The sequence below is a fragment of the Neobacillus sp. GCM10027624 genome (assembly GCF_042675345.1).
Classification (GTDB): domain Bacteria; phylum Bacillota; class Bacilli; order Bacillales; family Cytobacillaceae; genus Neobacillus; species Neobacillus cucumis_D.
In genome coordinates this window covers 318,033-332,615 of record NZ_JBHTHD010000011.1, presented here as the reverse complement: position 1 = coordinate 332,615, position 14,583 = coordinate 318,033, and the positions used below count along the sequence as shown (strand labels likewise).

The window sequence follows — 14,583 nt, the reverse complement described above, 5'->3', positions numbered from 1 at the left end:
AAATAATATGTAGGCTTATTGATTTACCTTTACCATTGATGCGCGAATCACTCGGTCTTTTAATAAATAACCTTTTTGGAATTCTTCAATGATAATATTTGAACCATAGTTTTCGTTTGATTCCTGCATCACAGCCTGATGCAAATGTGGATTGAACTCTTTTTCAACCGTTTCAATTGGTTCCACGCCTTCTTTTTTCAAGGCGTCCACTATACCGCGGTAAATCATATCCATACCTTGAAGCAGTGACTTTGCCTGTTCATTGTCCACTTCCACTTTCATGGCTCTTTCAAAATTATCCAATGCAGGCAATAAATCAGTGATTAGCTTTTGTGCTCTATATTTTTCGCTCGCTTCTTGATCCAATCTAGAACGACGGCGGAAATTATCAAAATCAGCTTGAAGCCTTAGATAACGGTTATCAGCTTCATCTAATTTGTTTTTCAATCCCTCTATTTCCTTTAAAAGCTCCTGAACGGTAGTTTCATCTGTTGTACCTTCCTCAGCAAACACAGTCTCTGCTGTATTTTCCTCAGTAAGTTCTACCTTTTGATTTGCTTCTTGTGCCTGTTCAGCCATTTCTTCATTGATCGTATTTTGTTTCTCGTTAGTCAACTTACTCACCTCCCTTAAAGCATTTATCATCATTTATAAAAATATCCCAATTCATGGTAAGAGGGGCGAAACACTAGGAAATTTCACCCTTACTCAATATTACCAGTGCTAATTGTTTTGATACAGTTTCGTAAGGACTGAACTTAAATCCTTACTAAGTAACTGAAGCAAACTAATGACACGTGAGTATTCCATGCGGGTCGGGCCGAGAATGGCAATCGTCCCTAATTTTTCGGCCCCAACAGAGTAGGTAGCCGTTATCAGGCTGCAATTCTCCATTGCACTAATTTCATTTTCACGGCCGATTTTGACATTTAGCCCTTCTGATTCTTTTCTGATTAGGTTATAAAGCCATTCCTCCTGATCAATCATTGTCAACAACCCGCGAATTTTAGATAGATCGTGAAATTCAGGCTGACTTAACATATTGGTTTTACCGCCCAAGAAAAGTTTTTCATTCACAGGCATTTTCAAGGATTCAGTGATGGTCTTCATCATAAAATCGTAATTATGAATATGCTGTTTCAGCAACAGGGCAACCTCTTTATAAATTTTACCGGTTAATTCCTCAAGAGGAACATTCGTCAGCCGTTCATTTAGAATGTTAACGGTTTTTTCTAAATCGCTCGCATCAACAGAAGGAGGCAAATAAAAAGTACGATTTTCTACATGCCCTGTATCCGTAACAAAGATAGCAACAGCTGTTTCTTTATTTAATGGGATAATTTGAATCTTCCTAAGTTTATTAATACTTGCCGCCGGTCCTAGGACAATCGACGTATAATTCGTTAATTCAGATAGGATTTTTGCAGATTTTTGAATAATTTTTTCAAACTCAAAAATTCTTTCTGCAAAAAGCGATTGAATAATGGAAACATCATGCTGATTTAACTTTTGTGGTGAAAGCAAATGATCAACATAATAACGATAACCTTTTTCTGATGGAACTCTGCCTGATGAAGTGTGAGTTTTTTCTAGAAAGCCTAAATCCTCAAGGTCAGCCATTTCATTCCGAACCGTTGCCGAACTAAACGAAATTTCTTCCTTCTTCGATAAACTTCTTGAGCCAACAGGTTGTGCAGATCGAATAAAGTCATCAACAATCACCTTAAGAATTAACAATTGACGATCTGTTAACACACGCATCACCTCTGTTAGCACTCATAACCATCGAGTGCTAATTCTACTAATAAATTATCAAAAAGGGGGGAAGGTGTCAATCATTTGCAATCGAAAAGAAGAAACACCTTAGGGCTAAACAACTCCCAAGAATGATTGAAAAACTTCATTTCCTAAAAAGCGCCCCTCTTTTGTTAAAAAGATATATTCATCGTTGATTTCCAGCCACTTTTTGTTTATTAAATCCTCTATTTCTTTCCGAAACAACTCAAGAGGATTTTTTCCAAACTTGGATGTAAATTTAGGAATGGAAACACCTTCTGTTTTTCTTAAACCTAAAAACATTTCCTCTTCCATTTGTTCCGCAAAAGATACAGGATGTTCATCAATGACTGGAAGATTTCCATTGTTTATTTGATCGATATATTTTTTTAAGGGGCCAATGTTGGATCGTCTGAACCCATTTACATAACTGTGGGCTCCTGCTCCAAATCCATAATAATAGTCGTTATTCCAATAGGTAAGATTATGCCTGCTCTCATAGCCCGGAATTGAAAAATTGCTGATTTCATATTGTTTAAAACCATGTTTGTCCATTTCCTCCATCATCAAATCATACATCGCAGCCTCCGTATCTTCCCCTGGGGTTGGCAGCTTGCCTTTTTTCAAAAGATTATAAAAAACAGTCTTCGGTTCAATGATTAAGGAGTAAGCAGAATAATGGGTAATATCTAAAGAAAATGCCTCCGTTAAAGTTTCTTTTAAATCCATAATAGTCTGTGTCGGTAAGCTAAAAATTAGGTCAATGCTGATATTCTCAAAACCAACCTCTTTTGCATTTGCAACTGATTGGAAAACATCCTTTGCCTGATGTAATCTGCCGATTTTTTTTAACAGCTCATTATTAAAGGTTTGAACACCAAGGCTGATTCGATTAACCCCTGCATCTTTTAATATTTGTAATTTTTCCCTTGTTAAGTCCCCTGGATTCGCCTCAAAGGTGAACTCGTAATTTTCACCTATTGGCAGGTTCTGATTTATATTTTCACAAAAACGATAAAGTTGTTGCTCGTTTAATGAAGTCGGTGTCCCTCCACCAACAAAAATCGTGTCTATTTTTTTTGTTGGGAATTGTTCTACGGTCAAAATCATTTCTTTATTAAGGGCATCCAAATATCCATCAACCGGCTGACCTTTTAAAAACACTTTATTAAAATCACAATAATGACAAATATGCTCACAAAATGGGATATGAAGATAGGCTGCATTAATCATTTTTTCACCTTCTATTTTAGTAACAAAAAGAGGTTAGACTTGCCTGATATCAGACAGATCCTAACCTCCCTTTCATTTATTTTTTTGTATTGTTGTCATCCATTTTTAATACCGCCATAAAGGCTTCCTGCGGTACTTCAACGGATCCAACCTGTTTCATTCGTTTTTTACCTTCTTTTTGTTTCTCTAGCAGCTTACGTTTACGAGAAATGTCGCCGCCATAACATTTTGCTAATACGTTTTTACGCATCGCTTTGATTGTGGAACGTGCAACAATTTTTTGACCAATTGCCGCTTGAATAGGCACTTCAAATTGCTGTCTTGGAATTAACTCCTTCAGCTTTTCAACAATGACTTTCCCACGTTCATAGGCAAAATCTTTATGGACGATAAAGCTTAATGCATCGACTTTTTCCGTATTTAATAATATGTCCATTTTTACCAGACTGGATGGTTTATAACCAATCAGTTCATAATCGAAAGAAGCATAGCCCCGGGTACTTGATTTCAACTGGTCAAAGAAATCGTAAACAATTTCGGCCAATGGAATTTCATAAATGATGCTTACCCGATTTTCCCCCTGGTATTGCATATCAACGAAAATTCCACGCTTTAACTGGCAAAGCTCCATAATAGCACCAACATAATCGTTCGGAGCCATCATCGTTGCTTTTACATACGGCTCCTCGACGCGGTCAAGTTTTTGCGGTTCCGGCATGTTGGACGGATTATCTACATTCAATTGTGTTCCATCTGTCATATAAACATGATAGATAACACTCGGTGCAGTTGTGATCAAATCGATTTTAAATTCACGTTCAATCCGTTCCTGAATGATTTCCATATGAAGAAGTCCTAAGAAGCCGCAACGGAAGCCAAAGCCTAGAGCCTGTGAGGTTTCAGGTTCAAATTGCAGGGCTGAGTCATTCAATTGGAGCTTTTCAAGTGCTTCCCTTAGGTCATTAAATCTGGCTGTATCGATTGGATAAAGTCCACAATACACCATTGGATTTAGTTTACGATAACCTGGCAGCGGCTCAACAGCGCCATTTTTTGCATTTGTAATGGTATCTCCGACACGGGTGTCGCCAACATTTTTAATAGATGCAGTCAAAAAGCCGACATCCCCAACGGTTAATTCGTCCAGCATCATTGCCTTTGGAGTAAACACACCTACTTCATTTACTTCAAATTCTTTTCCAGTAGCCATCATTTTAATTTTATCGCCAACCTTGACGGATCCTTCTACCACACGAATATAGGCAACAACGCCGCGATAGGCATCATAAAGAGAGTCAAAAATCAGGGCTTTTAATGGAGCTTCAGGGTCTCCAGTAGGTGCTGGTACTGTTTTTACCACTTGTTCGAGGATTTCTTCGATTCCGATTCCGGCTTTTGCAGAAGCTAAAACAGCCTCAGATGCATCTAAGCCAATGACTTCTTCAATTTCATTGCGAACTCTTTCAGGCTCAGCGCTCGGTAAGTCAATTTTATTAATAACAGGTAAAATTTCAAGATTGTTATCCAAAGCAAGGTATACGTTTGCAAGTGTCTGTGCTTCAATTCCCTGGGCAGCATCAACGACTAATACCGCGCCTTCACAGGCAGCAAGGCTTCTTGATACCTCATAGGTAAAGTCGACGTGTCCCGGTGTATCAATCAAATGGAAAATATATTCTTCTCCATCTTTTGCTTTGTATTTTAATTGTACAGCATTTAACTTTATCGTAATTCCGCGTTCACGCTCGAGGTCCATTGAATCTAAAAGCTGATCTTTCATTTCGCGGGATGATAATGCATTCGTTTTTTCTAAAATTCGGTCTGCTAATGTTGATTTCCCGTGGTCAATATGGGCAATAATTGAAAAATTTCTAATCTTTGATTGTCGTTTGAGCTTGTCTTCTCTGTTCATGGTCGTTCACTCCTACTATACTCGCACAAGTACACTATTTTTGATTATAGCAGTAGCATAATCAAGATTCAATGAAAAGTAAAAATAGAAAAGCGGAAGCGACTTCGACAAGCATAAGACAAGCCGGCGAGAAGGTTGCTCTTTAACCTTCTTGACGGATTGGCTTAGACCAAAGAGCCCCTAGGAGCTGGAGCTAGACATTAGAAAAGGCGGCACCCTTGTAGGTACCGCACTCTTGTTAATTGGAAATGCTATCCACTAACTTTTTTGAGGCACTGGAAATTCCGTCGGACATTTTTTTGCCCATTGAAGAAAATAGATTAAACGCATTCATCTCTTCTAGCTTTTTCTTTTTTGTTTCGATATCATGGCTGGTAATTTGATTTCCCAATACCGAGGCATGCAAGTCATTACCTTTATCATTTATCGTAACAGCCTTTTGAAGATTAGGATCATTATAGCCCTTCATTCGATGAATCCCATCATTCGCCAGCTGCATTCCCGCTAAAACAGAGATAAACATCAAAGCTGCAATCCCTAAACTTTTAAACATAAATAACTTCATACAGCCGCTTCCTTTCTTTCAATTTTTTCTATTGGCACAGTAACTTGACTGTTGATTTCCACTCCAACCTACATCGTTCGTAAATCAGCAATGACTTTTACCAATTTACTCTAGTAAATATTATGTCGATGCTAGAGTTAATAGAACCGATTTATTAAATAGACACCAAAAGGGCTCCTAGTAGAAAAAGGAACCCTAAAGTAAAACTACCTCGTATAATACCCGGCATTTTCCTGATTTATTGCACCGTGAAGCGAAGAATTCAAACCATTTGCAATCAAATTCGCCATGTCTTCAATAAAAACATCTACTTCCTTTGGTGTAACCATCAAATTATGACCAATTGGCGAAAGAACCTCATAAATTAACTTTCTCTTTTCTTCATCCGATAATGTCCCAATGATCCCTAAAAAGGTTTTTCGATGCTTTTCTTCCGGTAGATCCTCTTCCGTAAGTTTTCGTTTTTCCCCAAAGCTCATTCCGGCAGGTGCAAGCGCTCTCGACGGACGATTTCCTTCCTTCAATTCTTTTCCGAAATGTTTGAGGATAAAATCAATTGTATCACTCGTAATCGAAACTGCATCAACGACTGTTGGTACACCGATAGCAAAGACAGGAATTCCCAAAGTTTCTTTACTTAATTCCTTTCTTTTATTACCAACCCCTGACCCGGGATGGATACCTGTATCAGAAATTTGAATCGTCGAATTTACACGCTCAATCGATCGAGAGGCTAGGGCATCAATGGCAATGACAAAATCAGGTTTTGTTTTTTCAACCACACCAAAAATGATGTCACTTGTCTCAATTCCAGTTAATCCCATAACTCCTGGTGACAATGCACTAACAGAGCGATATCCTTCTTCCACATTCTCAGGCTGAAGCTGAAATAAATGTCTGGTTACCAAAAGATTTTCACAAACCATTGGCCCAAGTGCATCAGGAGTAACATTCCAGTTCCCCAACCCTACCACAAGACAGGAGTGCGTTTTTTTAATGCCTGTCCCTTCTAAAAAATGGGCAAATTCATGTGCGAAAATCTCTTCTACTTTTTTCTGCAGCTCTGTGTCCTGGCCACGTATTCCCTGCACTTCAAGTGTTAAATATCTCCCAGCCTTTTTGCCTAATTGTTTTTCTCCTTCTTTGGTAACTTCTACTAATGAAACTTTTATATCATCAACATCTTTTTCTTTTATTATGACGCCTTCAATTTGGGATAGATTTTCCTCCTGCTGAACTGAGTCCCCTCGTCCGGCAAGAACCATCTCCCTTGCCTCAATAGCTAGGTCTGTACGAACAGAGTATTTACTAAGATCAATTGATTGCTCTTTCATAGTAGACAACGCTCCCATCCAAAAATACTATTTCCTATTTTTTCCCGTTTTACTTAAAAACATGCAAGCGATAATTCTAGTATTGCAATATAAGCGTTCGTTTGATAAAATATCTCTTGTTCTGAATAATTGTGAATGAATGTTAAAGTCGAGTTCATATAGTCTCGATTCTCTTTAGGAGGTGAATGTAATGCCTAACATTAAATCTGCTATTAAGCGTGTGAAAACAAGCGAAGCACGTAACGCTCAAAATACAACTGCAAAATCTGCAATGCGTACGGCTGTTAAAAAAGTAGAAGCTGCTGTTACAACTAATGATGCTGCTGCTGCAAAGGAAGCTTTCGTTACTGCTGCAAGTAAATTAGACAAGGCTGCTGCAAAAGGTCTTATCCATAAGAACGCTGCTGCTCGTAAAAAATCTCGCCTTGCTAAAAAAGCGAACGCTCTATAATTAACCCAAAAAAACGATTCCTCTTTGGAATCGTTTTTTTCTTATATTCACTTACTTTTTCAAGCGGAACAGCAGCATTTCAATCAGCAGCGATTTATTCATCCCGCCCGTCTTCATCTGATAATCTGCCTCGGCAAGCAAATTCATTAAGTTTGTCAATTCCTCATCCGTAAATTTATCCGCCTGACCGGCAGCCAATTTAACCCTGAAGGGGTGAGTCTTTAAAAACCCGGCAATCTGTTGCTGCCCGTAACCTCTTCTTGAAAGCTCCTTAACTTGATAAATCAAGCGAAACTGTCCGGAAAGTAAAGCCAAAATTTTAATCGGCTCTTCATTTTGTTTTAATAAATCAAAATAAATCCTCAGAGCTTCATCCAATTTTCGGCTCACTACTTTTTCTATTAAGGTAAAAATATTTTGTTCTAATGTTCTCGACACCAGCTTTTCTACCAAATCAGCATGAATCATTTTTTCATCTTGGGCATATAGTGCCAGCTTATCCATTTCGCTTGCCAGCATAAACATATTTGTACCTGCAAGTGTCAGTAATAATTCGAGAGCACTCGGTTCGATATCAATTCCATACCCTTTTGCACGTTCTTTCACCCATGATTTTAATTCGTGTTCATTCAGTTTTTTTGCTTCGACGACCTCTGCCGTTCGTTTTAATTCCTTCGTAATTTTTTTCCGTTCATCCAGCTTTTCATACGGTGCAGAAAGGACCAACACCGTATATGGAGCAGGCTCCTTCAGATAGGTTTCAAACCGGGACAAATTATGGTCAATCTTTTCTTTTATTTTTTCAGAGGTTAAAAATTGCGGGTTATGTAGAAAAATTACTTTTTTATCACCTAAAAAAGGAAAAGTCTCGGCATCTTCTAAGGCAACCTCGATTGGTGTTTCTTCTAAATCATAGGCAGTGTAATTAAAATCCTTCTCATCCTCTTTTAAAAGCCTGTCGAGTAGCAGCTGCTTTGTTTCATTTATTAAAAAAGCCTCTTTCCCATACAATAAATAAACGGGAGCAAAATCCCCTTTTTTTATTTTCTTCCAAATATCCAATACCATATCTTTACGCTCCCCGAAAAAAAATCTCCTTTCCTATCGTAAAGAAGCTTGGACGATTTGACAAGTAGTTAAAGGGAATTGGCAGCTTTTTGGACAAGTACCAATTCCCGATCTATATTGAACGCCTGCAACATCAGCCCTAGGAACCATCGTCGCTCGGCGGAGTTTCTTTTGTACTATTATTTTAAACGGAACGGGACAAACTATTGGTGTTAACTCTTGTCAGTTTAGGAAAGCAAATCGCCATTTTTAAAAGCATTGAACAGTGGAGCTAACTTTCTAAGTACTCTGGATTTTTTTACTTAAATATCATATACTATATGTTGAAATAGGAGGGGTAGACTGTGAATGAATTTGAAAAAGATGTTCAAAGTAAACGGAACGATGCTATTGATTCTGGAGTAGGCTTTGGGGTTTCATTTGGTTTTTTTGCCATTATGTTTATTATTGCAACAGTCATTAAGTTAATTGGATCCTAATAAATTAGCTACATACTTATTTTTCAGGAGACTGCAGTGTACTGCAGTCTCTTTGCCGTTTTTTAACAGGAATTAATGTATTTTGAATATGCTTTATCCTATGGTAGAAAGGTTGAAAAGGTTCCATGTCCATTATAAAAATGGTAGGTAATGGCCCCTTGTTGATCCGTACGATAAATAAACACTTGATACTTTTTTAAAATATCTAATGTTTCCTTATGCGGGTGACCAAATCGATTTTTTTCACCAGCCGAAATGAGGGCAACTTTCGGCTTAATTTGTTGAATAAAGTCTACCGCACTCGAGGTTTTACTGCCATGATGCCCCGCCTTTAATATATCGACAGTTAATTCGGGATAGTGTTGAATGACCCTTTCCTCTCCTTCTTTGTCAAGATCACCGCCAAAGAACCAGGTAAGACCGCCAATATTAGCAAATATGGTTATAGAACCGCTGTTCCGCTCTCCTTCAAAATTTTTTTCAGGAGACAGAACATAAAATAAATAGTCCTCAATTTTCCATTTCATACCTCTTGAAACCTTTATGACTGAAATACCCTTTTTCTCCGCTTCATGAATAATTTCCAATTCAGTATGTGATGGTTCTTTAACAGAAGGCATTAAAATTTGTTCAATCTTCATTTCCCTAAGGATTGAGAATGTGCCTCCAATATGGTCCATGTCCCCATGGGTCAAAATAAGCTTGTCAATTTTCGTAATACCCTTCCCTTTTAAAAATGGGACAACGACATCTCTTCCTACTTCATAAGGCCGTTCCCTCCTCCTCCAGTTTTCTTCTGTAAAAGAGACAGTCCCGCCTGTATCAATCAGATAATTTCCTTTCCCGGATGGGAGATGAATCAAAATACTGTCCCCTTGCCCAACATCAATCATTGTCACCTCTCCAACTGGATTCAGCCAATTCCATACGACCTGAAAACTCACTAAAAAGCTGGTTAATACAACAATATGGAGTTTCCTTTTTCCATAGGAAGGAGTTTCCCATACAAAAAAAACAGCAAGAATGGCTGCCATATACAGAATGAGAAAAAGAATTCCCGGTCTACCTGGAACAAAAAGGGCGATAGAAAAATCAGAAAGATAATGGATTAATTGATTGGAAAGCGTAATGGTTTTTATAAAAAAAGCAAGCAGGATGGAAGGAGTTGTTTGAAAAATAATTTGAATAAAAAATAATAAATATAAACCAGGAAGAAAAACAAATGAAAATAAAGGGATATACAGCATGTTGGCTGCAATGCTAATCAACGAAACCCCAAAATAATGATAAAGCAATAATGGAAGTGAAGCTAATTGGGCGATAATCGATGTTACCAGCATTTTCGCTAAACTATTTTGATATTTCTTGAGGATTTTGGCGGACACGATAATCGCAAAGCTAACTGTAAAGGATAGCTGAAAACCGACATCATAAACGACCATGGGATTTATGAGTAAATAGAGGATAAAGGCAATGCTTATTGCATCAATTGGGAGCAGCTTTATTTTATTTTTCCACTTTACCGTTATAAGGACAAGAAAAATCATTAAAACGGCACGAATGACGGACGGGGACCCGCCAGTTAAAATAGCATAGATTGGCAGTAAAAAGAGCAGAAATTGCGTCATAAATTCTCTTGTGAGACCACTTCGAATCCCAAGACAGTAAACCATTCCAATTAAAAGAGATACATGTAAACCGGATATAGCGAGCAGGTGAACAATTCCCGTTTTTTGATAATCTGCTAAAACTTCAGGACCAAGCAGGCTTCGATCCCCAAAGATTAAAGCAGCTGAAAGCGAGGAGATTTCTGGCGGAAAATGAGTTTCAAGGTAATGGATACCGAAAAAACGGAGCTCTTTAATAAAAACAACCGGTGTCAATTTTTGAGGAATACAGGTAAGAAGGGGATTTGTCTGGCTCTCAACGATCCAATAAATTTTTTTAATCGCTAAATAATCACGGTAGTTAAAGGCATTCGGATTTTTAGCAATCGAAGGTTTAGACAATTCTCCTGAAACCTTACATACCCTCCCATAAAAACTTTTATTTTTTATAGCTCCCTTTTCAGCCTCCGAATGAATCCGATAACGAATTAAGAGTTTTTCTTTGTACACTTTTTCCTTTGCCATTACTTGCAATAAATCTCCATCTATTTTCGTTTCCTCCGTGTACTCTAGGTAAAAAACATTCGTACTCGATGGAATGACCGTTTGGCTGTTAATTTTGATATGCTGGGCAGACAGGAAAAACACCAGGAAAACACCTATCAGGAGGAATAACTGCGGAGGAGAATACTTTTTATATGTAAATAATAAGGAAAAGAAAACAATCGCTGTCAAAATAAATGGAACGGCTATAATGAGCGAAGATAATACACCCAGTAAGGCAGAAATAGCAAAATAAAGATATTTTCCTTTCATGATGTTTCTCCATTTCTGAATTAAAAAAACAAAAACGCCGGTCGGTTGGTAATGCCGGCGCTTTATAATTTCCTTATTGATTTAGTGTGCTAAAATCAATGCTTTGTTCCTTTAATTCTACTTTTTCGACATAAACCTTCGCCTGTTGAAAAAGCTCAATTGCATAGGGATGATTTTTATAATCCTCAGCATAATAAACAGTTTTAATGCCTGCCTGAATGATCGACTTACAACATTGCAGGCAAGGAAAATGAGTCACATATATTTCTGCATCTGCAGTAGGGACACCAAATTTCGCACACTGAAGCAATGCATTCATTTCAGCGTGAATTGTCCTTACACAGTGATTGTCAATGACATAGCAACCCTTATCGATACAGTGGTCACCTCCCGCAATCGAACCATTGTAACCGCCGGCAATAATCCGTTTATCACGAACAATCGTCGCCCCTACCATTAGGCGGCTGCATGTACTTCTTAAAGCAAGCAAATGGCTCTGTGCCATAAAATATTGATCCCACGAAATTCTCTCCATGTCCACTCCCCCAAAACTTCTTTATATTCACTGATTTAAGTGTAATGGGGAAGATTCATTTGGTCAAACCTTAGAAATCAGTGAACTTCTACCAGATCCTTTAATTTTTCAAACGTCTTATCTCCAATACCACTGATGTTTTTTAAATCTTCAACTGTTTTAAACCCACCGGATGTTTCACGATATTCAAGGATTGCAGCAGCTTTTGCAGGGCCAATTCCCGGTAGGGTTTGTAATTGAGTAGCATCCGATTTATTCAAATCCACTTTTGCGTTGGAAAGAGCGCCTCCGGTAGAACCCGTTTGTCCGCCTCCTGCAAGAGCAGCAGGAGGAGAATCTGTTTCTCCTTTCGCAGGGATATAAATAACCATTTCATCCTGAACATGTTCAGCAAAGTTTACTTGGCTTTCGTCTGCTTTATTCGCTAAACCGCCTGCACGTTCAATCAAATCAATCACGCGTTCTCCTGTTGTAGCAGGATACACTCCAGGGTGCTTAATTTGTCCTTTCACATCCACCATAATTGCTTCTGCTTTTTTTTCCTCCTTTGCCGGTTCTTCCGATTGCTTGGCAGTGTTCTCTCCTTGAAGCTCACTTTCCATGCTATTCAGTTGCGGCGCGGTTACAGAGGCAGGATTCTCTTGATAAATAAAAAAATAATAAATTCCACCAATAGCAATTAATACAGCAATAACTACAAAGAGCTTATGTTCCGTAAACCAATCTTTCACAAAGAACCATCCTTTCTAAAGGTATATTTCGCTATTGATTTTCATATTGTTAAAAGAGAAACTTGTATGCGAAGGAGGGTCGGAACAATGAATATAGGTTTCATCGGTACCGGAAATATGGGGAGGATTTTGGTGGAGGCTTTAATCGATGGAAAAGCCATTTCCCCTTCTTCAACGTTGATCACAAACAGAACAAAATCAAAAGCGATGCTGCTTAAAGATAAATATAAAAAACTAAGGGTTGGGAACAATGCAGCAGAGGTGGCGGCTGAATCCGATCTCGTGTTTGTTTGTGTAAAGCCACTTGATGTGTACAAAATTCTCGAAGAAATCAATCCCTATTTAAATGAAGATAAATGCGTGATCTCGATTACAAGCCCTATTAGTACCATCCAAATAGAACAGAAGGTTACTTGTTCAACTGCCCGGGTGATTCCAAGCATAACAAACCGGGCGCTATCGGGAGTTTCATTAATCACCTATGGGGACCATTGTAATAATGTTTGGAAGAGAAAAGTGGAGAATCTGTTTTCGAAGATTTCTGTTCCGGTTTTTATCGATGAGAAGATAACAAGAGTTGCCTCCGATATCGTCAGCTGCGGCCCTGCATTTTTTAGCTATTTACTCCAGCGCTTTGTCGTAGCGGCCGTGAAAGAAACGGAAATTGATGAAGAAACGGCAACCATTCTAGCAAGTGAAATGATTGTTGGTTTAGGAGAGCTAATTAAACAAGGGCATTATACATTACCATCATTACAAGAAAAGGTTTGTGTAAAGGGCGGCATTACAGGTGAGGGAATCAAGGTGCTGGAAAAAGAAATAGGTGAAGTTTTCGAGCATGTATTTCAAGCCACACACGCAAAGTTTGACGAGGATCTTGAGAAGGTCGGGCTTCAGTTCTCTAATCATTAATTCGCCATTAAAAGACAAATTCCTCTAAAAAAAGCCATCTTTTTTTAAAAGATGGCTTTTATTTTTTACTGACCACAAAAAAGATTCGTTCTGATTGTGGCAATGGAACTGTATTTTCAAAATCGGCACATATTTTGATTTCTTCAAAACCAAAACCAGCTTGAAGTAACCAATTTTTATAGTTCTCCACAGGATAGGTTCGTTGAAAGTGAAGTTCGTCAAAGCGGTCATACATTCCCAATTTTTCATTTAAAACGAAAAAACTGAGCTCATGCTCGACACTATTTGGAAACTCCCCCGGAAAGCTATTCCATATATAAGAGACATGTTCATCATTTAATGCAAAGGTTTGATTGATAAAAATTTGAGATATTTTGAAAATCGAATGAACATCGAAAATGAATAATCCACCTGGTTTCAAATGCTGATATACCGATGAAAAGGTTTGAAGAACATCCTCTTCGGTTTTCAGGTAATTAAGCGAGTCACAAAAGATCCCAATAACATCAAATGAACCATGCCCTTCCAACTCGGTCATATCCTGCTGATAAAATGAAATGGACATCCCCTGTTCTTCAGACTTTGCTTGAGCTACTGCGAGCATATCCTCTGATAAATCGACTCCTGTAACATCAAAACCCTCCTTGGCGAACCGAATGGATAGTTCACCTGTCCCACATGCTAAATCAAGAAAACGAACACCACTGTCACCGTTTTCTTTCAGCCTATCCTGAACGAATCTGACCCACTCATCATAGGGAGCATCCTTCATCAGTTCATCATATAGATAGGCAAATTGTTCGTAACTCATGAATTTAACTCACTGAGAACATCTTCCTGCGGAGCATCTCCCCATAAACGTTCAAGGTTATAGTAGCTGCGTTCTTCACGATGAAATACATGGGCTACCACATCGCCGAGGTCAATCAAGACCCATCTTGCCTCATCAAAGCCTTCTACTCTTCTTACATCATAACCATGCTCCTCTGCCTTTTCCTTCATTTCTTTCGCAATGGCTTGTACTTGCTTATCTGAATTTCCATGGCAAATAATAAAGTAGTCAGCAATTAAGGAAATTCCCTTCATATTCAGGGCAATAATCTCTTCCGCTCTTTTGTCATCGGCAGCTTTAACTGCAATTTTAAGTAATTCTTGATTGTTCAT

14 protein-coding genes and 1 pseudogene are annotated in these 14,583 nt (G+C 38.3%); 3 read left to right on the top strand and 12 right to left on the bottom strand.

What is annotated here, in order from left to right; all coding sequences use genetic code 11:
* Positions 1-15 precede the first annotated feature (15 nt).
* From grpE to gpr, 6 genes are all read right to left on the bottom strand, one after another.
* Positions 16-615, bottom strand: a complete 600-nt coding sequence (grpE, locus tag ACFQZ9_RS17845; RefSeq protein ID WP_286179796.1) for a nucleotide exchange factor GrpE — start codon at positions 613-615, stop codon at positions 16-18.
* 108 nt (positions 616-723) lie between these two features.
* The gene (hrcA, locus tag ACFQZ9_RS17840; RefSeq protein ID WP_198309243.1) at positions 724-1,755 is read right to left on the bottom strand and encodes a heat-inducible transcriptional repressor HrcA; all 1,032 of its coding nucleotides are present in this window, start codon (positions 1,753-1,755) and stop codon (positions 724-726) included.
* 114 nt (positions 1,756-1,869) lie between these two features.
* Positions 1,870-3,009, bottom strand: a complete 1,140-nt coding sequence (hemW, locus tag ACFQZ9_RS17835; protein WP_498944787.1) for a radical SAM family heme chaperone HemW — start codon at positions 3,007-3,009, stop codon at positions 1,870-1,872.
* A 76-nt stretch (positions 3,010-3,085) separates the two neighbouring features.
* Entirely contained in the window at positions 3,086-4,921 is a 1,836-nt protein-coding gene (gene lepA, locus ACFQZ9_RS17830; protein ID WP_026572396.1) for a translation elongation factor 4, read from the bottom strand.
* Positions 4,922-5,159: 238 nt separating this feature from the next.
* Positions 5,160-5,486: a YqxA family protein gene (locus tag ACFQZ9_RS17825; protein ID WP_198309245.1), complete on the bottom strand. Its 327-nt coding sequence runs from the start codon at positions 5,484-5,486 to the stop codon at positions 5,160-5,162.
* A gap of 206 nt (positions 5,487-5,692) precedes the next feature.
* Entirely contained in the window at positions 5,693-6,820 is a 1,128-nt protein-coding gene (gene gpr, locus ACFQZ9_RS17820) for a GPR endopeptidase (RefSeq protein ID WP_198309246.1), read from the bottom strand.
* Positions 6,821-7,010: 190 nt separating this feature from the next.
* On the opposite strand from gpr, the gene rpsT reads away from it, so the two are divergent.
* Positions 7,011-7,271: a 30S ribosomal protein S20 gene (gene rpsT / locus ACFQZ9_RS17815; RefSeq protein ID WP_133334496.1), complete on the top strand. Its 261-nt coding sequence runs from the start codon at positions 7,011-7,013 to the stop codon at positions 7,269-7,271.
* A gap of 51 nt (positions 7,272-7,322) precedes the next feature.
* Here rpsT and holA read toward each other — a convergent pair whose 3' ends face one another.
* The gene (gene holA, locus ACFQZ9_RS17810) at positions 7,323-8,339 is read right to left on the bottom strand and encodes a DNA polymerase III subunit delta (RefSeq protein WP_498944786.1); all 1,017 of its coding nucleotides are present in this window, start codon (positions 8,337-8,339) and stop codon (positions 7,323-7,325) included.
* Between the two features lie 344 nt (positions 8,340-8,683).
* Between holA and ACFQZ9_RS17805 the strand changes: the two genes are divergently transcribed.
* The gene (locus ACFQZ9_RS17805) at positions 8,684-8,818 is read left to right on the top strand and encodes a YqzM family protein (protein WP_026572391.1); all 135 of its coding nucleotides are present in this window, start codon (positions 8,684-8,686) and stop codon (positions 8,816-8,818) included.
* Between the two features lie 98 nt (positions 8,819-8,916).
* On the opposite strand, the gene ACFQZ9_RS17800 is transcribed toward ACFQZ9_RS17805, so the two are convergent.
* From ACFQZ9_RS17800 to ACFQZ9_RS17790, 3 genes and pseudogenes are all read right to left on the bottom strand, one after another.
* Entirely contained in the window at positions 8,917-11,241 is a 2,325-nt protein-coding gene (locus ACFQZ9_RS17800; protein WP_498944785.1) for a DNA internalization-related competence protein ComEC/Rec2, read from the bottom strand.
* Between the two features lie 94 nt (positions 11,242-11,335).
* Positions 11,336-11,776: pseudogene (locus ACFQZ9_RS17795) on the bottom strand (ComE operon protein 2); the annotation flags it as partial.
* A 77-nt stretch (positions 11,777-11,853) separates the two neighbouring features.
* Entirely contained in the window at positions 11,854-12,507 is a 654-nt protein-coding gene (locus ACFQZ9_RS17790) for a helix-hairpin-helix domain-containing protein (protein WP_498944784.1), read from the bottom strand.
* Positions 12,508-12,594: 87 nt separating this feature from the next.
* Here ACFQZ9_RS17790 and comER point away from each other — a divergent pair, with 87 nt between their 5' ends.
* Positions 12,595-13,419: a late competence protein ComER gene (gene comER, locus ACFQZ9_RS17785; protein ID WP_198309251.1), complete on the top strand. Its 825-nt coding sequence runs from the start codon at positions 12,595-12,597 to the stop codon at positions 13,417-13,419.
* 58 nt (positions 13,420-13,477) lie between these two features.
* On the opposite strand, the gene ACFQZ9_RS17780 is transcribed toward comER, so the two are convergent.
* On the bottom strand, positions 13,478-14,230 hold the full coding sequence (locus tag ACFQZ9_RS17780; RefSeq protein WP_198309252.1) for a class I SAM-dependent DNA methyltransferase: 753 nt from the start codon (positions 14,228-14,230) through the stop codon (positions 13,478-13,480).
* Positions 14,227-14,583, bottom strand: a complete 357-nt coding sequence (rsfS, locus tag ACFQZ9_RS17775; RefSeq protein WP_198309253.1) for a ribosome silencing factor — start codon at positions 14,581-14,583, stop codon at positions 14,227-14,229. The genes ACFQZ9_RS17780 and rsfS overlap by 4 nt, the downstream gene beginning before the upstream one ends.